Source organism: Corynebacterium sp. CCM 9203, assembly GCF_041357675.1.
GTDB lineage: Bacteria > Actinomycetota > Actinomycetes > Mycobacteriales > Mycobacteriaceae > Corynebacterium.
Genome location: NZ_JAUERY010000001.1, coordinates 195,394 through 217,745 on the forward strand (window position 1 = coordinate 195,394; position 22,352 = coordinate 217,745).

Genomic DNA, 22,352 nt, shown 5'->3' on the forward strand with positions numbered 1-22,352 from the left:
GGCCCAGGACTCTCGTCCTTCGGTGACCACAGATAGAATCACGTTCCGCCCCTTAACCGAGGCAGTACACATATGAAAGCAATAAGGAGTGTGCCAGAATCGTGGCCATCACACTGGATACCATCGTCGAAGCGAGTGGCGGAAACCTGAGCCAGGGTGCCGACACTTCGGTATGCATCAACGCGGTCGGTATCAACGCCCAGGAGTTACCTGACGGGGGATTGTTCGCCGCTGTTCCCGGGACCAGGGCACATGGGGCAACGTACGCACGGGAGTCCGCGGCGGCTGCAATCCTGACTGACGCCGAGGGAGAGCGGATACTGATGGACCGGCACGAGAAACGACCGCTCATCGTTGTTGATGATGTCCGGTCGGTTCTGGGCGAGGTTGCTGCCGCGGTGCATGGACACCCGTCCCGTGATCTGACGTTGTTCGGTGTGACGGGTACATCGGGTAAAACGACAACGAGCTATCTGCTGGAAGCCGGGCTTCTCGCTGCTGGGCACAGTGTCGGTGTCATCGGTACGAACGGTACCCGGATCAATGGTGAGCCGCTCCGGACGGAACTGACCACACCCGAGGCACCCGTCCTACAGGAGCTGCTGGCCCGGATGCGGGATGAGGGGGTCACCCATGTGGTCATGGAAGTTTCCTCGCACGCGATTGCTCTGGGGAGGATCGTCGGCACTGAATTCGATGTCGCGGGTTTTACCAACCTGTCGCAGGATCACCTTGATTTCCACGGCTCAATGGAGAACTACTTCGCCACCAAGGCCCGCTTCTTCCGCCCGGGATCGTCGATCCGTGCGAAGCATTCGGTCATCTGCGTTGACGATGAATTTGGGCAGAAACTGTCCCGCCTCGCTGGCCCGGCAGCCGTCACCGTGTCCACGGGTTCACACCCCGCCTCGGTAACGGTGACTGATACGGAGACGGGGAAGGCGGGTACTCAGCGATTCACGATGCGTATTGACGGACTCGACATCGGTTGCGATGTTCCTCTGCCCGGACGGTTCAACGTTGCTAATTCAGCGTTGGCGTTGAGTATGGCTGTCGCGGTGGGTGAGGATGCGAAAACCATAGCGGAAGGGTTGAGCCACGTGAATGTACCGGGCCGCATGCAGAACATCGACCGTGGTCAGGATTTCCTCGCGGTCGTCGATTACGCACACAAGCCTGCCGCAGTGTCCGCGGTACTCACGACCCTGCGGAATCAGGTTGAGGGGCGAGTCGGTGTCGTCATCGGGGCCGGGGGAGACCGAGATACGACGAAGCGGCCGTTGATGGGGGCTGTGGCGGCTCAGTTGGCGGACCTCGTCGTGGTAACGGATGACAACCCGAGGAGCGAGGATCCGGAGACGATCCGGGAGGCGATCCTTCAGGGGGCCCGGGAAGCTGCGAGGGAAGGTAAAAATACGGGAAAAAAGAAAAGGTTGGCTGATATCCGGGAGATCGGTTCCCGGGCGGATGCGATCCGGACCGCCGTCGACTGGGCGCGTGCGGGGGACGCGATCATCATCGCAGGTAAGGGACATGAGACAGGGCAATTGATCGGTGATGTTCGCCATCATTTTGATGATGCGGAGATTCTGACCGAAGCCATCGAGGCCCGGGTACGGGCGGAAGCAGAAACGGAGGAACCGGCATGATTCGGATGTCTGTGAGCGACATCGTCGGGATCACCGGCGGCTATCTCGCTGATGGAGCCAACCCGAACGCCGTTGTCACGGGGTCGGTCGAGTTTGATTCGCGGAGGGTCCGGTCCGGGGGACTCTTCGTCTGTTTACCTGGAGCGCAGGTGGACGGTCACGATTTCGCAGGCAGCGCGATCGAAGCCGGCGCAGTAGTGGTGCTCGCGGCACGCGAGATCGGTGTCCCGTCGATCGTCGTCCCGGAGGTACCGATTCCAGAAAGTAACGCGGCGGCGTATGAGCATGATCCTGCGGGCCACGGTGCTGCGGTGCTCGCTGCGTTGGGTCGGCTCGCCCGCCACGTCGTCGATGTCACAGCCGGTCACGGGATGCGCGTGGTCGGAGTCACAGGCTCAGCAGGGAAGACCACCGTCAAGGACCTGATTGCCTCCGTACTGCATACCGCGGGATCCGTTGTAGCTCCGCCCGGATCCTTCAACAACGAGATCGGGCACCCGTACACCGCACTCCGTTGCTCCACGGACACCGACTATCTGGTCGCAGAACTCTCCGCCCGGGGAACCGGACACATCGCGCAGCTTGCGGCGATCGCGCCCCCGGTGGTGGGGGCAGTACTGAACGTGGGTACCGCTCACATCGGGGAGTTCGGGGACCGGGACACCATCGCCCGGGCCAAGGGGGAACTGGTGGAGGTGCTGCCGACGTCCTCGGCCGGCGGAGTCGCCGTTCTCAACGCCGATGATCCACAGGTCGCCGCTATGGCGGGGCGCACCCGTGCCCGGGTTGTCACGTTTAGCGCAGCCGGCAGGCTCGAAGCCGACTACCGAGCTGCAGATATTCGTCTTGACGACGGTTGTCGACCCAGCTTCAAGCTCACCGGTCCCGACGGTCTTTCGGCGAGCATCAAGCTGAAACTCGTGGGGGAGCACCAGGTTTCCAACGCGTTGGCAGCGGTCGCCGCCGGTATAGCTGCGGGAGCGGATCCCGCGTCCGCGTGCGCAGCGGTAGCTGCGCACGAACCCGTGTCTGGGCGTCGGATGGAAGTTACCCAGCGGGGTGACGGGGTCACCGTGATCAATGATTCCTACAACGCCAATCCCGACTCGATGGCGGCCGGGATCCGGGCACTGGCGCACAGTGCCGGTGCCCGCGGAGGTACCGCGTGGGCGGTGCTCGGTCAGATGAACGAACTCGGTCCTGATTCCGCGGAGCGGCACGCGGAAATCGGTACCCTGCTCGGTGATGCCGGAATTCAGCGCCTCGTCGTTGTCGGGACCGGGGTCAACACCCACGCTCTGGCACAGGCGGCGGAAGTTGCGGGAACCCGGGTTGCCACGGCTGATTCAGTTGATGCGGCGATCAACCTGGTTCAACCGGCGCTTGCACCGGAGGATGTGGTGCTGGTCAAAGCGTCATCCTCCGAGCAACTCTGGCGGGTGGCTGAAACGCTGCTCGCACTGCCGGTAACGGACAATCTAGAGGAGCAGGACGTAGAACAGTGACTCAGATCATCATCAGTGGAACCATCGCCTTCCTCGTCGCCATTTTCCTCACCCCGGTGCTGATCCGCTGGTTCAGCAACGAAGGCCTGGGACAGCAGATCCGCGAAGACGGTCCCGCCTCCCACATGCGTAAGCGCGGAACTCCGACGATGGGAGGTGTCGCGATCATCGTCGGAATCGTCGTGGCCTATGTTCTGGCGTCTCTGATCGGAGTAGCCCGTGGATTCGGAGGTTTCACCGCCTCCGGTCTCATCGTCCTAGGACTCACCGTGGGGATGGGGCTACTCGGATTCGCCGACGATTACATCAAGCTCGCAAAGGGACGCAACCTTGGATTGAACAAAAAAGCCAAGCTTATTGGCCAGATGGTTCTCGCTCTGGCTTTCGGTTGGCTGGTCCTGCAATTCGCGAACGATGATGGTCTGACCCCTGGTGGCACCAATCTGAGTTTCATCCGGGACATCGACACCTTCAACATTGCTCTCGGAGGTGGCGCCATCGGGCTCATCCTATTCCTTGTGTTCATGAACATCGTCATTGCGTCGTGGTCCAATGCGGTCAACCTGACGGACGGACTTGACGGTCTGGCTGCAGGGGCGACCGCGATGGTCATGGGAGCCTACACGTTGGTGACTTTCTGGCAGTTCCGGAACTCCTGTTCAGTTTCAGTGGAGCCCGGCTGCTACTCGGTGCGTGATCCACTGGATCTGGCGATCCTCGCGTCGGCGGGCCTGGGTGCATGCCTCGGATTTCTGTGGTGGAACGCAGCTCCCGCCAAGATCTTCATGGGAGACACCGGCTCTCTCGCTCTCGGAGGTCTCGTAGCCGGTGTCTCCGTTGCCTCCCGCACTGAACTTCTGATGGTTGTCGTCGGAGCGCTCTTCGTCATCGAAGTGGCCTCCGTCGCGATCCAGATAGTGGTGTTCCGGACCCGCGGCAAGCGGTTCTTCCGCATGGCCCCTTTCCATCACCACTTCGAGAACGGCGGGTGGGCAGAAACAACCGTGGTCATTCGTTTCTGGCTACTCACCGCTATGGCGTGCATGACAGGCATTGCGCTGTTCTACGGCGAGTGGCTCACAAGTTCCGGGGTATAAAATGATCTCTTTCGATGACTCGATCCTCGTCGCAGGAGCCGGTGTTTCCGGTACCGGATGCGCACGCATGTTGTGTGAGCTTGGTGCACGGGTGGTGGTTGCGGATGATAACGAGACCGCCCGACTGCGGGTTTCGGAAGCTACTGGGTGTGAGACGACGGATGTCGTTACGGCGCTCTCTCAGATCGGGGAGTACAGCATGGTGATCACTTCACCCGGTTGGCGTCCAGATACGCCGCTGCTCCGCAAAGCGACGGAATGCGGAGTCGAGGTCATCGGAGACGTCGAACTCGCATGGAGGCTCGACCGCGCCGGTTGTTTCGGGAACCCGAGGACCTGGCTCGTGGTGACTGGAACCAACGGAAAGACCACCACCACCGCAATGTGCGCCGCGATGATGATGCGGGGATCGGGGACAGCCGCCGCGGTCGGGAATATCGGTGTGGCCATCGGCGACGCTCTTTCCGCGAAACCACGTATTGACGTCCTCGTTGTGGAACTCTCCAGCTTCCAGTTGCACTGGGCACCGACACTCGTCCCAGATGCAGGCGTGTTGCTGAATCTTGCAGAGGACCACATCGACTGGCACGGATCCTTCGATGGTTACGCAAACGCGAAACTCAGGGCACTTCGCGGGAAGACTGCGGTCATCGGTGCAGATGATGCAGAAGTGGTCACCCGCGTATCGGGGGTAGAGACAACCGCCAACCGGATCGTTAGCTTCACCCTGGGTTACCCGGAGGAAGGGCAACTCGGAGTACACGACGGACATCTCATCGACAACGCCTATGGCGACAATCTGATCCTGGCGTCGGCTGACGGTATCTCTCCTCCCGGCCCAGCGGGTATCTACGACGCTCTGGCCGCGGCTGCGCTGGCACGGTCCCAGGGACTCGGACCTTCGGCGATCAGAGAGGCACTGGAGGTATTCGAGGTATCCGGGCATCGGGGACAGGTGGTCCACACGCATGCCGGTGTGACTTATATCGACAACTCGAAGGCGACGAATCCTCATGCCGCGGACACCGCGCTCACCGGACATGATTCCGTCATCTGGATCGCGGGTGGACAGCTCAAGGGAGCGGACGTCGATGATCTCGTCGCGCGTCACGCCCACCAACTGAAGGCAGTGCTGTTACTGGGCGTCGACCGGCGTCTGATCGCTGATGCCGTCGAAAAGTACGCACCGCAAGCACACATCCACTGCACCGGCTCCACTGATCCGGAGGAGGCGATGACAGAACTGGTCAACCGTGCCATCCAGATTTCCGAAACCGGAGATATCGTCTTACTTGCCCCGGCGGCCGCCTCGCTCGACATGTACCGCGGCATGGGGCACCGCGGTGACTGCTTCGCCCGGGCCGCCCGAGTTTTGACCGACTGATTTGAAGAGAGGCCCTACGACCATGACCCAGGACACCACCGCAGAACGAAAACAATCAGCACCGGACCGGCTGAGTGCCAGGTGCCGAGACTATCTTTCGCGCCCTTTCTTCGACTATTTCGTCATCCTGTCCGTTGTTGGGCTCCTCACTGCGGTGGGGGCCGTCATGGTTCTTTCATCGTCCACGACCTGGTCCGCACTCAAGAGCGGGGTTTGGACGCAGGGAATCCGCCACATGATTTTCCTCCTCATCGGTTACGGAGTCCTGTGGCTGGCCCTCTGGATGCATCCGGCGATGGTCCGGCGACTCGCGAATCCTCTGCTCGTGGTCACGATCATCCTTCTCGTCGCGGTGCTCATCCCGGGAATCGGTACGGGACTGGAGCAATCCGGTGCGAGGTCGTGGTTAGCGTACCGCTCCTTCACATTCCAACCTTCTGAACTGGCGAAGGTCACCCTCGCGGTGTGGGGTGCACACCATCTCAGTGATCGTGGACCTGTCCGGCACTGGATCAACAACCCCTACATGCAGTACAGCGCGGTCTCAATGTTGATCGTGTTTCTGATCCTCGGCCAGCCCGATGTGGGAATGGCAATCGTCTGTTTTTCAGTTGCAGCCCTTGTTCTCATTTTCGCAGGTGTCCCCGGACGGTTCATCGCAGCGATTGTCGGAGCCTTTGGGTTCCTGGCTATCGGTTTCTCTGTGCTGTCCCGGCTCCGCAACAATAACGGTGCCTACCGTACGCACCGACTTGAGGTCTATTGGGATGCCCTTCTCGGTGACTTCGATGATGTCCGTGGTAAAGCATTCCAGTCATACCAGGGTTTCCTCTCTCTCGCTGAGGGAGGCGCCAGTGGCGTCGGCCCGGGACAGTCCCGGGCGAAGTGGTTCTATCTTCCGGAAGCGAAGAACGACTTCATTTTTGCGATCATCGGTGAAGAGACCGGACTAGTCGGTGGAACCATCGTGATCATGCTTTTCGGTGCGCTCGGTATCGTCGGACTCCGGTGTGCGATCCGGTCTTCGGACCCGTTCCTGAAACTCCTCGCCGGTACGCTCACGGCAGGTGTCGTCTCCCAGGCCTTCGTCAACATCGGATATGTCATCGGGCTGCTTCCGGTCACGGGTATCCAGTTGCCGATGATCTCCTCCGGTGGGAGTTCAGCCATCATCACAATCGGATCGATGGGATTACTCGCCAGCGCAGCCCGCCATGAACCCGAGGCTGTGTCGACGATGCAGTCCTATGGACGTCCCGCACTCGACCGACTCCTCCGGTTACGGGAACCCGACCCTGAGGGATCACGAGGGTTCGTGCACAGGAAGCCGCGTCCGACGAGGAAGCGGGCGGAACAGGTGACTCGGAGATCACGGGGTGGGGACGCGGGAGAATCACGTGCCCGTCAGTCAGCACGATCCGCCCGCTCCACCGATGGTAGCGTCACTGGCAGGAAGACCCCGCCGCGTAGAACGCAGCTCGGCGAACCCACCCGATCCGACCGTCGTCACACTCGCAGAAGAGGCTGAAACACCCATGAACACCCCGTTGTCCGTCGTTGTCGCTGGAGGTGGAACCGCCGGTCACATTGAGCCTGCACTCGCGGTCGCGGATGCCCTGCGTAGCCGCCACGGTGCTCGGGTCACGGCGCTGGGAACCAGCCGTGGCCTGGAACAGGAGTTGGTTCCGGCGCGCGGGTACGAACTCGCACTCATCGATCCTGTTCCGGTACCTCGAAAGCCAGGTCTGGATCTCGCCAGGTTGCCGCTGCGTGTTCGTCGTGCGGTCCGCCAGACAGTCGACATTCTTAGGGAGGTCGACGCTGATGTTCTCATCGGTTTCGGTGGCTATGTCGCGGCCCCGGCGTATCTCGCCGCCCGGAAGGTGGGGATCCCCTTCTTCGTTCATGAGGCCAACGCACGTACGGGACTTGCCAACAAGCTTGGTGTTTGGTGCGGAGGAACCGGTCTCAACGCGGTGGAAGGCTCGGGTCTACGGGGACAAGTGGTAGGGGTTCCGATTCGGCCGGGACTGTCCGGTGAAGAACTCACCGATTCCGGGAGGGCCGCCCGTAAAGCGCAGGCCGTCGCAAAATTCAGGCTCGACGCCGATAAGAAGACGCTGCTGGTCACCGGCGGATCTCAGGGGGCTGCATCGATCAACCGTGCTGTGCGTGAGGCCGCCCCAGCGATCACTGCTGCGGGTCACCAGATCCTGCACGCGTACGGGCCTCGTAATGCGGCACCGGAGACCTGTGATGGTTGGTGTGCACTGCCCTACATTGACGCGATGGAACTTGCTCTCGCTGCGGCTGACCTCGTGGTCTGTCGTGCGGGCGCGATGACGGTCGCTGAAGTTACGGCATCGGCCCGCCCCGCAATCTATGTTCCGCTTCCTCATGGAAATGGAGAGCAGGAACTCAACGCCCGCCCCGTGATCGGGGCAGGGGGAGCTGAACTCATACGTGATGCCGACCTCACCGGCTCCGTCCTCGCGGAGCGGGTGAACGCTATCCTCGGCGATGAGGACGTCCTCGCACGGTTTGCCGCGGCCGCCCGTGGCAGTGGTCTCGGGCATGCCGCGGAGACGATTGCCGATCTGGTGGCCGAAGCCGCCCAAACCAACTGAATTCCCGCCCCAAGAAAAACAACGAGGTAGATGATGACTGACCTTTCCCGTGTCCATCTGATCGGCATCGGCGGCGCCGGGATGTCGGGGGTGGCCCGGATACTCCTCGCCCGTGGAATGCAGGTCTCCGGTTCCGATGTGAAGGACTCCCGCATCGTTCTCGCGCTTCGGGCGATGGGGGCGACTATTGCGATCGGCCACGATGTGAAGAATCTTGAACTGTTGGGTGAACGACCTACCGTCGTTGTCACCTCTTTTGCGGCGATTCCGGAGGACAATCCGGAACTCGCGGGTGCTCACGCCGCAGGTATCGAGGTTATCCGACGCTCGGATCTCCTCGCGGAACTGATGTCGGGGCGCCGGCAGCTCCTGCTTGCGGGCACACACGGCAAGACCTCGACTACCTCGATGGCTGTCGTGGCTCTCCAGACCGCAGGCTGTGATCCGAGCTTCGCTATCGGTGGTCAGCTCAATAAAGCTGGTACCAATGCGCACCACGGTACGGGGGATATTTTTGTCGCTGAAGCGGATGAATCGGACGCCTCACTTCTCCGATATGAACCGACAGTCGCCGTGGTGACCAACATCGAGCCTGACCACCTCGATTTTTTCGGCACTCCGGAAGCGTACTTCCGGGTGTTCGACGACTTCGCTCGCCGTCTGACCCCGGATGGCACACTGGTGGTTTGTCTTGATGATGATCACGCGGCCGCCCTAGGTCAGCGATGCATCGAAGCTGGAATCCGTGTTCAAGGGTACGGTACCGCCGCTGCAGCCGCAGCTCATCCGAGCATCGAGTGCGGGGCCAGAGTCACGGGGATCACCACAGAAGCGTTCGGCTCACGTGCCACCGTTGACGTCTCCGGGCGAACGCTGACGGTGAACATGCACACCCCGGGTGTACACATGGTGTTGAACGCGACCGCGGCTCTCCTTTCGGGGATTCTGCTCGGAGCTGATCCGGATCGTCTCGCTGCAGGATTGTCCGGATTCACGGGGGTGCGCCGTCGGTTCGAGCTACGCGGTGAAATTCTCGATGGAGCGGGGCGACATGCGGGAGTTCGTGTCTACGATGACTACGCCCATCATCCGACTGAGGTCAGTGCGGTGCTTCGGGCGACCCGGGAAAAACTAGACGGTGAGGACGGGGACGGTCGTATCGTCGTGGTGTTTCAGCCACACCTCTATTCCAGGACCAGTGAATTCGCCGTTGAGTTCGCGGAGGCGCTCTCCCTAGCTGAGCGTGTCGTTGTCCTGGACATCTTCGGTGCCAGGGAAAGACCCGTCGAGGGCATCGACGGACGAATTATCGCGGACAAGGTGAAGACGGAACGCTGTGTTTACGTGCCGGAATTCAACCGAGTCCCCGGTGTCGTAGCGGACCTGGCGGGTCCTGGTGACATCGTGCTGACGATGGGGGCCGGAAGTGTCACTGTCCTCGCCGAGGAGATTCTCGCGGAGTTGGGGCAGTGAGAGGGCGGACCTCCTGGACGGTCGGTGTGCTGGCAGCCGTCATCTGTATCGGGTTCATCGTGTGGTTCGCGCCGGTACTGCAGGTCGGTGAGATCAAGGTCAGCGGGGCGAAGCAGACAACCGAAGCCGAGATTGTGGCTGCCACAGGTATCGTTCCCGGGGCGAACATGGTGCGCGTTGATCCCGCTGGAGCGGCTCAGAAGGTCGCCGCGTTGCCGTGGGTTGAGCGCGCCCATGTCGAGCGTCACCTTCCGGGAACCGTAGTTGTGGAGGTCGCCGAGCGGAACGCGGTGCTGTATGCGACGCGGTCGGACGGCGATCATCTCATAGATGCCAGGGGTGTTCCATTCATCATCGCGGATCCACCGGTCGGTGCGGTCGAGATCACGGGTACGTCCGAGGACGATCCCGATGTGTTTGCGGGTGTAGCCTCGGTCCTTGAGAGCCTCGACAATCCCCTGCGTCGGCAGCTTGCGCGAGTGCGTGCACCCGATACCTACGAGATAACACTCTTCCTTCTAGACGGTCGTGAAATTTACTGGGGTGCTCCGGAGGGAAACCGGGACAAGGCACGTGCCGCCGCTGCTGCACTGAGTCGTGCAGGCCGGGTCTACAATGTTTCGGACCCGGTGCAGGTCACGGTACGTCAATAGCGTTTCTGGAGCGACTGTTTGCCCATGTCAGAAACCTTAAAGCTGTGGTTGAGACTACCGACACGCCGCGCGAATGTCCGCCACATCTGTGTCTCCATCGCACATGATGGTGTACAACAAGTCTTCCGAACTCTCCCGTGCGCACGGTGCTGGAGCTGTGCGGCCTTCTCCATCTGATCCAACAACCTGAAAGGCGAGTGCCTAAGACCATGACCTCACCGAAAAACTTCCTCGCCGTCATCAAAGTCGTCGGTGTCGGCGGTGGCGGCGTTAATGCCGTCAATCGCATGATCGAGGAGGGGCTCAAGGGCGTCGAGTTCATCGCCGTCAACACCGACTCGCAGGCACTGATGTTCTCAGAGGCGGACGTCAAGCTCGACATCGGACGTGAGGCCACCCGGGGGCTTGGGGCGGGAGCCAACCCCGATGTCGGACGTACCTCCGCCGAGGACCATAAGTCCGAGATCGAAGACTGCCTCAAGGGTGCCGACATGGTTTTCGTCACCGCAGGTGAGGGCGGTGGAACAGGTACCGGTGCGGCCCCCGTCGTGGCCAACATCGCCAAGAAGGCGGGCGCGCTGACCGTCGGTGTGGTTACCCGCCCGTTCCGATTCGAGGGGCGCCGCCGTACTAAGCAGGCTATGGAGGGGATCGAGGCACTGCGCGCTGTCTGTGACACCCTCATCGTCATTCCGAACGACCGCTTGCTGCAGCTCGGTGACCTCAATCTCTCCATGATGGAGGCATTCCGTACCGCTGATGAGGTTTTGCATAACGGCGTCCAGGGCATCACCAATCTCATCACCACTCCCGGCGTGGTCAACGTCGACTTCGCGGATGTCCGTTCTGTTATGGCTGATGCCGGTTCTGCACTGATGGGAATCGGTTCCGCGAGCGGTGAGAATCGTGCGGTTGAAGCCACACAACAGGCGATCAATTCACCGCTGCTGGAATCCACTATGGAGGGGGCACGGGGTGTCCTGCTGAGTTTTGCTGGCGGTTCCGACCTGGGACTGCAGGAGGTCAATGAGGCGGCGGCTCTCGTTGAGGAGAAGGCTGACGAAGACGCCAACATCATTTGGGGAACGATCATTGACGACAATCTCGGTGATGAAGTACGGGTCACCGTGATTGCGGCAGGATTCGATTTCAAGCCTGCCCCCGCGGAGAGTAGTCGACAGGCGCCCCGGGAAACGAGTTCGACGCCGGTTCCCCCGGCAGCCCCGACCCCGACGCCGGAACCGGCCCGGGGACAGTCCTTGTTTGGCGGTGGTGGTCACGAGGAGGACCGTCCTACGGATCGTGATCCCGTCGGCCGCACGGAGAGCTCCAATTATGATCAGCGCGCGGACTCGGTGCGGCATCGGCTCGGTTCAGAACGGACTGGGGCCGACCGGTCGGCGGGAGGGATGTTCACCGGCTCACGTGGCCGCCGTGACGACATCGATGACACCGATGATCTGGACGTCCCGGATTTCCTGCGCTGACCGGAAAACGATGATGGTCGATGATGCAGTACCCGGGGAGAAAGACCCCGGGGAACGTCCGGTCCGGAAGGTGTTCACCACTCGGTCCGGAGGTCTCTCGGAGCCGCCTTTCGACTCCTTCAACCTTGCCGACTACGTCGGTGATAACCCTTCTGCGGTCGGAGCGAATAGGGAACGGCTGGCTCGGGTCATGGGGCTCTCGTCGGATCAGATCGTTTGGATGGAGCAGTTACACACTCCGACGGTCACAGTGGTCGAGGGGCCCTGTTCTGAACCAGTCCCGGCGACGGACGCATTGGTGACTACGGTCAGGGGACTGGCCCTCGCTGTTCTTACCGCTGATTGCGTACCGCTTCTGATCAGTGATCACGAGGCGGGTGTCATTGCGGCGGTCCATGCCGGTCGGATCGGTGCGCGTAACGGCATCGTGGAACGTACCGTTTCATGCATGGTTGACCTGGGGGCGGATCCGGTGCGTATGCATGTTTGGATGGGTGCCGCAGCCAGTGGCGTCAATTATGAACTCCCGGAACCCGTACTCACCGATCTCGAAGCGAGGCTTCCGGGTGTCCGGACCCGTACACTCCTCGGTACCTGGGGTGCAGATCTCCGGATCGGTATCTCCAGGAGGTTGGAGGAGCTTGGAGTCACGCATATCGACGCCGATCTAAGGTGCACTATCGCGGATCCCGAGTTCTTCTCGTACCGCAGGGATGGTAAAACCGGTCGACAGGCCGGGCTGATCTGGATGCCCGAGGAAGATTCACCGTGAACCGTGCCGAGGAGATCGAGCGCCGTTTGTTGGTGGTGAGGGGGAGGATCGCAGAGGCTGCACGATGCTCAGGCCGTGATCCTTCCGGGATTCGGCTCCTCCCGGTGACGAAGTTCCACCCGGTGTCCGACATCGGAATCCTGCGTGGTCTCGGTATCGAGGCGGTGGGCGAGAGCAGGGTCCGTGATGCTGTGGAGAAAGCTACCGCGTACCCGGATATAGCGGTTCACCTGATCGGACAGATCCAGACCAACAAGGCCAACGCTGCCGCCCGGATCGCGGCGGCGGTGCACTCCCTGGACAGTGTCCGGCTCGCTGAGGCGCTCGATCGGGGTATGGAGCTGGCGATTGATCGGGGCCAGCGGCCGGATACGCCGTTGCCGGTACTCGTCCAGTTCAGTGCGGACGGTGATCCGGCTCGTGGTGGGGTCGCAGAGGGGGATCTCGGAGAACTTCTGGACGCGCTGTCCCGCTGTCCGCGTCTGATCCTGGCCGGTGTGATGTGTGTGCCGCCGTTGGACAGTGACCCCGCCGAGGTCTTCGCGGTTGCTGCGGAGATCCGGGATCGGTTTGCCCAGGCGGAGGGGCGACCGATGGAGCTCTCCGCGGGAATGTCCGCAGACCTCACCGAGGCGGTATCCGCGGGTTCGACGATCGTGCGTGTCGGTACCGCGATTCTCGGTCCGCGTGGATAGGGTGGGGTCCGAACCGCAGTGGGAGATGACCGGAGGTCGCTTAAGTCGACGTCCCTTGAGAAGCAAAGGAATTTACATGTCGAGTGTCAAGAAGTTCAAGGAGTTCTTCGGACTGGCGCCCTACGAGGATGGAACGCACGACGCGGCCTACTACCGTGATGATGTCGCGTACGACGAGATGGTCGGTCCCGAGGACCACTATGGGGCAGCTCCGCGTGCTGCGTCATCTCGCGGGTATGGCTACGGAACGGGGCGTCCAGCATATGAAGCTCCGACGTACGCCCCCACGATCGTTCCTGTCCGCCTAGTCAGCTTCAAGCAGTGCACCCGTGTCGGGGAACCCTTCCGTGCCGGTGACGCGGTGGTGATTGATCTCAACGCGATGGACCGCGAGGAAGCCCGCAGGGTGATTGATTTCGCCGCAGGACTCGTGTTCGCTTTGCGCGGGGAAATGCGTAAGCTCTCGTCGCTCACCTTCGCGCTGATCCCTGATGGGGTTGAGGTGACCATCGCGGAGCTCGAGGACGCGGCGGGGCTCCGTTAGTCACTTCGTGCGGTCGGTCCGAATATCTCGGGTACCATCTCTCCGGTACTGAACCAACCCCCGTTTCCGGCGTGAATTGCCCGGAGACGGGGGTTTCGCTCGTCGGCACTACGATCCGATAAGCTCAGAACGGTGTACTCTCTCATCCTGATTCTGCTGCTCCTTCTCCGGCTCTACAGCTACATTCTCATCCTCCGGATCATTGTGGAGATGATCCACTCCTTCTCCCGGAATTTCCGCCCGCCGCGGTGGTTCGCGTATCTCGCGGAACCTCTGTTTGTGGTGACCGACCCGCCGGTGAAGGCGTTGCGTCGTGTAATTCCTCCACTCCGGATGGGAAATGTCGCGCTCGACATGTCGATCATCGTGCTGTTTTTGTTGCTTTCGCTGGCCCGTGTCGTTCTCTACATGTTGCTCTGAGGAGATGTGTATTCTGGAACACGGATGTTCGGGCTGCCAAAGGGTGGGTCGTTTAATTCCGACACAGTGAAGTGTCCGGATACACTTTCCTGATAATTAGAAGTAATATTGGTTCAGTCAATGAGCCACAGGTGACCCCTGTGGGCACCAGGGGCCCGATTTCTCCGTTTTCACCAGGGTCCACCAACGAGCGAAGGGAACCGTCCATGCCGCTGACTCCAGCCGACGTGCACAATGTCGCTTTCAGCAAACCGCCGATCGGAAAGCGTGGCTACAACGAGGACGAGGTTGACCAGTTCCTCGACATGGTTGAAGACACCCTCGGTCGTCTGATCGACGAGAAGGAAGATCTGCAGCAGCAGGTCGAGGAAGCGCACAATGAACTGAGGCAGGCCCGATCCGGCTCTGCTGGGGTTGATGAGGGCGCTCTCCGGTCCAAGCTCGAGAAGGAAATCCGCGCGGAGTACGAGCGCAAGCTCGCTGATGCGAACGCGGTGGCTGACAAGGCCCGCGCCGATGCGAAACAGGCCCGTGCTGACGCTGAAGAGGCCCGGGCGGAGGCGGCGAAGGCTGCCGAGGCTTCCTCGTCGGCAGCTTCCCAGCCCGCAGCGTCCAGTGCGGACACGCAGGTTCAGGCTGCCCGTGTTCTCGGCCTGGCCCAGGAAGTTGCGGATCGTATCCAGGCAGACGCCCGTGCGGAGTCCAAGTCCATGCTGGATGAGGCTCACGCGGCTGCAGAGCAGGAGATCTCCGAGGCATCCCGCAAGTCTCAGTCGCTCGTTTCCGATGCCGAGAAGCGTGCTTCCGAGAAGCTCGCCGCGGCGAACTCCGAGGCTGATCAGAAGATCGCGGAAGCAAATTCTCGCGCAGAGAACCTGGTGAATGAGGCAACCCATAAGGCGGAAACCATGGTTGCGGAGGCGAAGCAGACCTCCGAGTCGATGGTTGCGGATGCGAATGCACAAGCTGACGCGCAGGTTAAGCAGGCTCAGGACAAGGCTGATGCACTTCAGGCGGACGCTGAGCGTAAGCACACCGAGATCATGGCGACGGTCAAGAACAAGCAGTCGGTTCTGGAAGCTCGGATCGCTGAATTGCGCACCTTCGAGCGGGAGTACCGTACTCGCATGAAGACCTTCCTCGAGAGCCAGCTTGAGGAGCTGTCTAGTCGCGGTTTCGCTGCCCCCAACGGTGGGGACACCGAGGGTAAGGCTTAACCCCTCACCACGGTTTTATACACAGACAGGCCTCCCGGCGGTTATGCGTTCGGGAGGCCTGTCGTTTGCGGTTGACACAACCGACATGGCCTCTCGTCGGGAAGAGGAAGGAATTTCATGCTGATTGCTGCGCTCATCACCGCACTCATCGGTTTTGGTCTGCTGGTGATGACGGTCCAGTCCGGTTCTGACGTCTACTCATGGTTGCTGATCGTCGATGCCGCGGTCGGTCTCGGGCTACTGGCCGCGGACTTCACTGTAAAACGTCGACGCAGACGGACGGCATCCGAAGATTGATCCGGTGCGGTGGTGAGTTATACTTTATTCACGCTGCGGTTCCGTTTTCGGAGCGCGCTAGGCTATGATCCGGCCATCACCGGGGAGCCTTCCGGAAGAACAGTTTCCCCTTGTTGGGGGAGCTAAGTAGAACCGGACGGTTGGGACCGTGATAGACCTTCTCGAAGACAATCAAGTGGGGCGCCGTACACCGGTGTCCAAGCAGGGTGGTACCGCGTGTCGGTTTTCCGACGCGTCCCCGCGCACGATGAACACCTGACAGTGATTGTCCTCGAACGCAAGGAGCGTTGATCTCCCATGAATAACCCAGTTGGCGGTGTCTACCCGAAGGTGGATCTTACCGGTGGTTCCACCCGTTTCCCCGACATGGAGAAGTCGGTCCTAGACTTCTGGCGGACGGACGGTACGTTCCGCAAATCCATCGAACAGCGAGAGGGCGCACCGGAGTATGTCTTTTATGACGGTCCGCCTTTCGCGAATGGCCTGCCGCACTACGGTCATCTTCTGACCGGATACGTGAAGGACATCGTGCCACGGTTTCAGACGATGCGGGGAAAGAAGGTTGATCGAGTCTTCGGCTGGGACTGTCACGGCTTGCCTGCTGAGTTGGAAGCGGAGAAGCAGCTCGGCATCAAGGACAAAGGCGAGATCGAGTCCATGGGGTTGTCGACGTTCAATGAGTACTGCGCTTCCTCTGTCCTTCGGTACACCGAGGAATGGAAAGATTACGTTACCCGGCAGGCCCGCTGGGTTGACTTCGACAACGGGTATAAGACGATGGACTCCGATTTCATGGAATCCGTCATGTGGGCCTTCAAGGAGCTCTATGACAAAGGGCTGATCTACCAGGGTTTCCGTGTTCTTCCTTACTCCTGGGCGGAGCACACGCCTCTGTCGAACCAGGAGACCCGACTGGATGATTCCTACAAGATGCGCCAGGATCCGACCCTGACTATCACGATGCCGTTGACTGGGGCGCTCCCCGGTTCGGCCGCGGAAAAGACCCTGTCCACTCACCCCGAACTCGCAGATGCCGCGGCTATCGCCTGGACGACGACGCCCTGGACGTTGCCGTCCAACGCCGCACTCGCGGTGAATCCGGGTGTTGATTACGTACTCGTCCGCATAGGAGAGCAGGGGCATTCGGACTTCACCGGTCGGATGATCCTCCTCGCCGAGGCCCTCGTCGGGGCGTACGTTAAGGAGCTGGGGGAAGATCACGAGGTATTGGCGACTTTTGCGGGCGCTGATCTGGTGGGCTTCACCTACGAACCCATCTTCACGTTCTTCCCGGTGGAAAATGGATTCCAGATCCTCGCGGCTGAATACGTGACCACCGAGGACGGTACCGGTATCGTCCATCAGGCTCCGGCTTTCGGTGAGGACGACATGCTCATCTGTCAGGCCAACGACGTCGAGGTTGTCGTGCCCGTCGACATGGACGGCAAGTTCACCTCCATGGTCCCGGACTATGCGGGGACTCTCGTGTTTGATGCGAACAAGGACATCATCCGGGATCTAAAAGCGAAGGGGCGTGTGCTGCGGCACCAGACTATCGAACACTCCTACCCGCACTCGTGGCGCTCCGGTGAACCGCTCATCTACATGGCGTTACCGAGCTGGTTCGTCGCTGTCACCAAGTTCCGTGATCGCATGGTTGAGTTGAACCGTGAGGAAATCGAGTGGATGCCGGCTCACATCCGGGACGGCCAGTTTGGTAAGTGGCTCGAAGGTGCACGGGACTGGAATATCTCCCGCAACCGTTACTGGGGTTCTCCGATCCCTGTGTGGGTGTCCGATTCCGAGGAGTATCCCCGCGTCGACGTCTACGGCTCATTCGACGAACTCGAGCGTGACTTCGGTCGTCGTCCTGAGTCACTGCACCGTCCTCATATCGATGAGCTGACCCGTCCGAACCCCGACGACCCTACGGGTAAGTCCACCATGCGCCGTGTCCCCGAGGTGCTGGACTGCTGGTTCGAGTCCGGGTCCATGAGCTTCGCACAGAAGCACTATCCCTTCGAGAACAAGGATTGGGTGGAGACCCACTGGCCCGCAGATTTCATCGTCGAGTACTCGGGTCAGAGTCGTGGTTGGTTCTACACCATGCACGTGCTCTCGACGGCGCTGTTCGACAAGCCTGCATTCAGGAAGTGCGTCGCCCACGGCATTGTGCTCGGTGACGACGGCCTGAAGATGAGCAAGTCCAAGGGTAATTACCCGAACGTGAACGAGGTCTTCGACCGCGACGGGTCCGACGCGATGCGCTGGTTCCTGATGAGTTCCCCGATTCTGCGGGGAGGTAATCTCATCGTCACGGAGCAGGGAATCCGTGAGGGCGTGCGGCAGGCGCTACTACCGATGTGGAACGCCTACAGTTTCCTGCAGCTCTATTCGTCGAAGTCTGCGGAGTGGAGTACCGCCTCTGACAATGTTCTCGACCGGTACATCCTGGCGAAGTTGCATAATCTGGTGGGCAATGTCCGGGATGCACTCGACGGGACCGATGTTGCGCGGGCTTGTGATGAGGTGCGATGGTTCTGCGATGCGCTCACGAACTGGTATGTGAGGCGTTCCCGCGAGCGTTTCTGGGCGGGTGATACCGAGCATCCGGAGGCCTTCAACACCCTTTACACGGTGTTGGAGACTCTGACCCGTGTTTCGGCACCCCTGCTACCGCTGGTTACGGAGGTCATCTGGAGAGGCCTCACGGGAGGCCGTTCCGTGCATCTGGCGGATTACCCTGATCCGTCCGATTTCCCGGTGGATGACGATCTGGTGCGCGCTATGGATCAGATTCGTGGTGTCTGCTCGGCGGCGAGCTCCGTGCGCAAGTCACACAAACTGCGTAATCGTCTGCCTCTGCCCAAACTCACGGTCGCGATGCCAGAGTCTGGCCTGCTCGCACCATTCGCTTCGATTCTTCGCGACGAAGTGAACGTCAAGGAGGTCGCACTCACTGACGATGTTGATTCGGTTGGACGTTTTGAGGTCGTGGTCAATGCACGTGAGGCGGGACCGCGTCTGGGCAAGGACGTACAGCGTGTGATCAGGGCCGTGAAGTCAGGGAACTACACTCGCGAGGGCGACAGTGTCATCGCGGATGGCATCGAGCTGAAAGCTAACGAGTACACCGAACGTCTGAAAGCGGCTGATCCGGAGTCGACCGCACAGGTGGACGGAGCCGAGGGGCTGGTTGTCCTCGATCTCAGTGTCACCCCGGAGCTGGAGGCCGAGGGGTGGGCTGCGGACGTTGTCCGGGGTCTTCAGGATGCCCGCAAATCCAGTGGCTTCGAGGTTTCGGACAGGATCACCGTGGTGCTGTCGGTTCCCGGGGAAAAACTGGAATGGGCGGAACGACACCGTGACTTCATCGCGGGAGAGGTGCTCGCCGTCGAGTGTGAACTGGTGACCGGTGAACTCGATGGTGACGCAGCGGACATCCATGAGGTGATCAGCGGGGTGACCGCGATGGTGGCCAAGGCCTGACTCGGTGCCGATGTCGGCATCCGCGTGGTTGTGCGATCCGGGTGGCGGGGTGTGGTTGCGGACATTCGCCCACATGTTCGTTTCACGCTACGCTGTCCGGTATGCAACGGTGGGTGCTGCACGTCGACATGGATGCGTTTTACGCGTCAGTTGAACAGATGACCCGGCCCACGCTGCGTGGGCGGCCCGTACTGGTTGGTGGAGTCTCGGGGAGAGGCGTGGTTGCGGGCGCGTCGTATCAGGCACGGGCTTTCGGCGCGCACTCTGCGATGCCCATGCACCAGGCCAGGAAACTCGTCGGATTCGGGGCCGTCGTGGTGAGTCCGCGTGGAAAAGTGTACTCGGCGGCGTCGAGGCGGGTCTTTGAAGTGATACGTCGGCAGGCAGGTGTCATTGAACAGCTCTCCATCGACGAGGCGTTCATGGAGCCACCGGAACTCGTTGGAGCGACGTCGGAAGAGGTTCTGTCCTGGGCGGAGAATCTGCGCGCGGAGGTGAAGTCGGAGACGGGTCTCCCGTGTTCGATCGGTGCGGGATCCGGAAAACAGTACGCGAAGATCGGGTCCGGTGAAGCGAAGCCCGACGGGGTGTACGTGATTCCGGTGGAGCGTCAACGGGAGATGCTCGATCCCTTACCGGTACGCAAGCTCTGGGGGATCGGGCCGGTTGCGGAGGCGAAGCTGCGTCAGCTCGGCGTAAACACCATCGCGGACTTCGCGGCGATGACGGAAGCTGAGGTACGTATCAGTCTCGGTGGCACCGTTGGCGTGGCGCTTTGGCATCTCGCTCGCGGTCATGATGACAGACCTGTCATGCCGCGTGCCGTCGCCAAACAGATTTCCACCGAGCACACCTATCCGAAGGATCTGACCACCGTGGCGGAGGTCGATGACGCGATTGACCGGGCGGCTTCCGGGGCGTACAACCGGCTGCTCGCTGACGGACGAGGAGCGCGGACCGTCACGGTGAAACTCAAGATGGCGGACTTCCGTACTGAGTCCCGCTCCCAGTCTCTGCCGTACACGACGGATGAGAAGGCGACTCTCGTCGCCGTGGCGCACAACCTCGCCCGCTACCCGGATGAGGTCGGCCCGATCCGTTTGGTCGGGGTGAGTTTCTCCGGGCTTGAGCACGCCAGGCAGAACATCCTCTTTCCCGAACTCGATCAGAAGATCACCGTGCCCCGAGCTGATGCTGACTATGAGGTGGGCGTTCGTGGAACGGATCACCAAACTCCGGTGATCACGGTGACGGAACCTGCACCGGAATCGAGATGGAAAGCCACCCAGGATGTACGCCATCCGGAGTACGGTCACGGCTGGGTGCAGGGGGCGGGACACGGGATTGTCTCGGTTCGATTCGAGACACGTACCACGGGCCCCGGAAAGACACGGACATTTGATGAGGATGATTCTGCCCTGGAGGCGGCGGACCCCCTCGACTCACTGGATTGGGGGGACTGGTTTGCGGACCAGAGGTACTCGACCGGCTGATTTCTCATCACGGCGGTGAGAAATCAGACCGGGCGGGTGGTTCTGGTGAGGCTTGTGGTTCTCTGCAGGAAGGCGGCATCGGGGTTGCCTCAGATTATCTGAACAGGAACGATTCCTGAAGAAAACACGCACTGCGCTGAAAGCGGGGGACTTTCCCGTAAACGATCCCATTATCCCTTGAGGTTGCGTATGAACAGCGGATTTTTATCCGCTTTCCTTTCCTGGGGGGCGAGAGTGCTTCGTAGCCTATCTCGGCAAGCTTCTCATCGGGTCGATTTCCGGGGATCCCCGTGGAGATTCGCTGCAGTGGTTATCGGGAGCTCGACGCGCCCGGTCGGGCGGCGGAACGGGATGATCTGTGGGCAATCAGAAAATTAGAAAAAGGTCGCCGGGTGTCGCCCGGTTGCAATCGCGATAGCCAGGAGAACCCGTGCCTGCCCTGCCCGGAAGTATGTGGAGCCGACCGCTCCGAGAGAATTCAGTGTGGCTCCGCCACCCGCGCCACCGTACGATCCACTGACGTTGCCTCGAGGAACCCGCGTGCTGATTACGACGGGTACCCCGTCGCGTAGCGCATCACCGACACCTGTGGCGAGTGCTGTGCCGATGTTTCCGGACCCCATCGCCTCAATGACCAAGCCATCTGCTCCTGATGCCAGAGCCGAGTCGACGAGTTCTCTCGGAGCTCCCGGGTAGGCGCTGATGATGTGCACCGTAATATCGGCCAGATCAACCGGGGGGACGGGGTCCGCGCGGGTGGGCTCCTCGGGAGCGTTCGTGGCGAAGGCCAGTTCATCAGTGGTGTGCCACTTCACCGCGCCACGGGCAGGTAGCACGGCCCTTCCGAAAACGATCAGAACCCCGATTCCCCGGGCGGTCGGTGAGGTGACCACGTTGATCGCGTCAAGAAGGTTCAATGGGCCGTCGGACTCCGGATGGTCGTAGGGCTGTTGTGCACCGGTGAGTACTACTGGCCGCTCGTCCCGGTGGAAGGTGTCGAGCGCGACCGCTGTCTCCTCCATGGAATCGGTCCCGTGGGTGACAACCACACCGGTGACATCCGGGTCCCCCAGCGCTTCCTCCACTGCGCGACGGAGTTCATCGATGTCGGCGAACGTCATCGAGGAGGAATCGAGGCGGCTCAGTTCACGGATGTCGAAAACCACGTCTGCGGTATCGAATCGTGCCGCCACTGGGGCGAGGAGATCGTGACCGTTCACCGTGGGGACCAGCGCACCGTCAGGTGCCGCGGTGCAGGCGATTGTTCCTCCTGTGGTGATCACGACGATTCGCTGTGGAGGAGTATCGAGGAGCGTCTGTGAACCGTGCTGATGCTTGTTCATGGGTTCAAGCCTGCCATATCGTGTGGCTGGAGAATGGCTCGGTACAGGGCGTGCAACCATTTGAATGGCAGCGTCAGTAACTTCTGTTCCCGTCAGACACGCTGGTAAGCTGGGCACCTGTGCACGCCCGCCATGCGGTGGATCGCGGCCGTAGCCGTGAACCGGCTCGGTTTCGTTGGACCCCGTACGGACACCGAACGAGGTACC

At 61.1% G+C, this 22,352-nt stretch carries 18 protein-coding genes; 17 read left to right on the plus strand and 1 reads right to left on the minus strand.

Features of this window, described 5'->3' with window-relative positions; all coding sequences use genetic code 11:
• Positions 1–101: 101 nt before the first annotated feature.
• The 17 genes from QWU44_RS00860 (at position 102) to QWU44_RS00940 (ending at position 20,802) form a co-directional block, all read left to right on the plus strand.
• The gene (locus QWU44_RS00860) at positions 102–1,649 is read left to right on the plus strand and encodes a UDP-N-acetylmuramoyl-L-alanyl-D-glutamate--2,6-diaminopimelate ligase (RefSeq protein ID WP_370913829.1); all 1,548 of its coding nucleotides are present in this window, start codon (positions 102–104) and stop codon (positions 1,647–1,649) included.
• A 5-nt stretch (positions 1,650–1,654) separates the two neighbouring features.
• Positions 1,655–3,154: a UDP-N-acetylmuramoyl-tripeptide--D-alanyl-D-alanine ligase gene (gene murF, locus QWU44_RS00865; RefSeq protein WP_370913830.1), complete on the plus strand. Its 1,500-nt coding sequence runs from the start codon at positions 1,655–1,657 to the stop codon at positions 3,152–3,154.
• Positions 3,151–4,251 (plus strand): phospho-N-acetylmuramoyl-pentapeptide-transferase, encoded by a 1,101-nt coding sequence (mraY, locus tag QWU44_RS00870; RefSeq protein ID WP_370913831.1) that lies wholly within the window; start codon positions 3,151–3,153, stop codon positions 4,249–4,251. The genes murF and mraY overlap by 4 nt, the downstream gene beginning before the upstream one ends.
• Position 4,252: 1 nt before the next feature.
• Positions 4,253–5,635, plus strand: a complete 1,383-nt coding sequence (murD, locus tag QWU44_RS00875) for a UDP-N-acetylmuramoyl-L-alanine--D-glutamate ligase (protein ID WP_370913832.1) — start codon at positions 4,253–4,255, stop codon at positions 5,633–5,635.
• A 22-nt stretch (positions 5,636–5,657) separates the two neighbouring features.
• The gene (locus tag QWU44_RS00880; protein ID WP_370913833.1) at positions 5,658–7,163 is read left to right on the plus strand and encodes an FtsW/RodA/SpoVE family cell cycle protein; all 1,506 of its coding nucleotides are present in this window, start codon (positions 5,658–5,660) and stop codon (positions 7,161–7,163) included.
• A gap of 7 nt (positions 7,164–7,170) precedes the next feature.
• Positions 7,171–8,262 (plus strand): glycosyltransferase, encoded by a 1,092-nt coding sequence (locus tag QWU44_RS00885; protein ID WP_370913834.1) that lies wholly within the window; start codon positions 7,171–7,173, stop codon positions 8,260–8,262.
• A 33-nt stretch (positions 8,263–8,295) separates the two neighbouring features.
• Positions 8,296–9,735 (plus strand): UDP-N-acetylmuramate--L-alanine ligase, encoded by a 1,440-nt coding sequence (gene murC, locus QWU44_RS00890; protein ID WP_370913835.1) that lies wholly within the window; start codon positions 8,296–8,298, stop codon positions 9,733–9,735.
• Complete coding sequence (locus QWU44_RS00895; protein ID WP_370913836.1) at positions 9,732–10,388, plus strand: cell division protein FtsQ/DivIB; 657 nt, start codon at positions 9,732–9,734, stop codon at positions 10,386–10,388. Before murC ends, QWU44_RS00895 begins: the two co-directional genes overlap by 4 nt.
• Before the next feature lie 209 nt (positions 10,389–10,597).
• Positions 10,598–11,875, plus strand: a complete 1,278-nt coding sequence (gene ftsZ, locus QWU44_RS00900) for a cell division protein FtsZ (protein ID WP_370913837.1) — start codon at positions 10,598–10,600, stop codon at positions 11,873–11,875.
• Positions 11,876–11,888: 13 nt separating this feature from the next.
• Positions 11,889–12,647, plus strand: a complete 759-nt coding sequence (gene pgeF / locus QWU44_RS00905; RefSeq protein WP_370914276.1) for a peptidoglycan editing factor PgeF — start codon at positions 11,889–11,891, stop codon at positions 12,645–12,647.
• Positions 12,644–13,342 (plus strand): YggS family pyridoxal phosphate-dependent enzyme, encoded by a 699-nt coding sequence (locus QWU44_RS00910; protein ID WP_370913838.1) that lies wholly within the window; start codon positions 12,644–12,646, stop codon positions 13,340–13,342. The genes pgeF and QWU44_RS00910 overlap by 4 nt, the downstream gene beginning before the upstream one ends.
• A gap of 76 nt (positions 13,343–13,418) precedes the next feature.
• Positions 13,419–13,886: a cell division protein SepF gene (locus QWU44_RS00915; RefSeq protein WP_370913839.1), complete on the plus strand. Its 468-nt coding sequence runs from the start codon at positions 13,419–13,421 to the stop codon at positions 13,884–13,886.
• A 132-nt stretch (positions 13,887–14,018) separates the two neighbouring features.
• Positions 14,019–14,306 (plus strand): YggT family protein, encoded by a 288-nt coding sequence (locus tag QWU44_RS00920; RefSeq protein WP_370913840.1) that lies wholly within the window; start codon positions 14,019–14,021, stop codon positions 14,304–14,306.
• Between the two features lie 206 nt (positions 14,307–14,512).
• On the plus strand, positions 14,513–15,523 hold the full coding sequence (locus tag QWU44_RS00925) for a DivIVA domain-containing protein (RefSeq protein ID WP_370913841.1): 1,011 nt from the start codon (positions 14,513–14,515) through the stop codon (positions 15,521–15,523).
• Between the two features lie 117 nt (positions 15,524–15,640).
• On the plus strand, positions 15,641–15,820 hold the full coding sequence (locus QWU44_RS00930; RefSeq protein ID WP_370913842.1) for a hypothetical protein: 180 nt from the start codon (positions 15,641–15,643) through the stop codon (positions 15,818–15,820).
• Between the two features lie 297 nt (positions 15,821–16,117).
• Positions 16,118–19,309 (plus strand): isoleucine--tRNA ligase, encoded by a 3,192-nt coding sequence (gene ileS / locus QWU44_RS00935; RefSeq protein WP_370913843.1) that lies wholly within the window; start codon positions 16,118–16,120, stop codon positions 19,307–19,309.
• A 101-nt stretch (positions 19,310–19,410) separates the two neighbouring features.
• Positions 19,411–20,802, plus strand: a complete 1,392-nt coding sequence (locus QWU44_RS00940) for a DNA polymerase IV (protein ID WP_370913844.1) — start codon at positions 19,411–19,413, stop codon at positions 20,800–20,802.
• Between the two features lie 374 nt (positions 20,803–21,176).
• On the opposite strand, the gene QWU44_RS00945 is transcribed toward QWU44_RS00940, so the two are convergent.
• The gene (locus QWU44_RS00945) at positions 21,177–22,145 is read right to left on the minus strand and encodes an asparaginase (RefSeq protein WP_370913845.1); all 969 of its coding nucleotides are present in this window, start codon (positions 22,143–22,145) and stop codon (positions 21,177–21,179) included.
• Positions 22,146–22,352: the final 207 nt, after the last annotated feature.

Excerpts from the sequence above, each read along its gene's own strand:
- QWU44_RS00885 (WP_370913834.1), top strand. The coding sequence starts at position 7,171 with ATGAACACCCCGTTGTCCGTCGTTGTCGCTGGAGGTGGAACCGCCGGT.
- murF (WP_370913830.1), top strand. The coding sequence starts at position 1,655 with ATGTCTGTGAGCGACATCGTCGGGATCACCGGCGGCTATCTCGCTGAT.
- QWU44_RS00930 (WP_370913842.1), top strand. The coding sequence starts at position 15,641 with ATGCTGATTGCTGCGCTCATCACCGCACTCATCGGTTTTGGTCTGCTG.
- QWU44_RS00880 (WP_370913833.1), top strand. The coding sequence starts at position 5,658 with ATGACCCAGGACACCACCGCAGAACGAAAACAATCAGCACCGGACCGG.
- QWU44_RS00925 (WP_370913841.1), top strand. The coding sequence starts at position 14,513 with ATGCCGCTGACTCCAGCCGACGTGCACAATGTCGCTTTCAGCAAACCG.
- ileS (WP_370913843.1), top strand. The coding sequence starts at position 16,118 with ATGAATAACCCAGTTGGCGGTGTCTACCCGAAGGTGGATCTTACCGGT.
- murD (WP_370913832.1), top strand. The coding sequence starts at position 4,253 with ATGATCTCTTTCGATGACTCGATCCTCGTCGCAGGAGCCGGTGTTTCC.
- QWU44_RS00915 (WP_370913839.1), top strand. The coding sequence starts at position 13,419 with ATGTCGAGTGTCAAGAAGTTCAAGGAGTTCTTCGGACTGGCGCCCTAC.
- pgeF (WP_370914276.1), top strand. The coding sequence starts at position 11,889 with ATGGTCGATGATGCAGTACCCGGGGAGAAAGACCCCGGGGAACGTCCG.
- ftsZ (WP_370913837.1), top strand. The coding sequence starts at position 10,598 with ATGACCTCACCGAAAAACTTCCTCGCCGTCATCAAAGTCGTCGGTGTC.
- QWU44_RS00945 (WP_370913845.1), bottom strand. The coding sequence starts at position 22,145 with ATGAACAAGCATCAGCACGGTTCACAGACGCTCCTCGATACTCCTCCA.
- murC (WP_370913835.1), top strand. The coding sequence starts at position 8,296 with ATGACTGACCTTTCCCGTGTCCATCTGATCGGCATCGGCGGCGCCGGG.
- QWU44_RS00940 (WP_370913844.1), top strand. The coding sequence starts at position 19,411 with ATGCAACGGTGGGTGCTGCACGTCGACATGGATGCGTTTTACGCGTCA.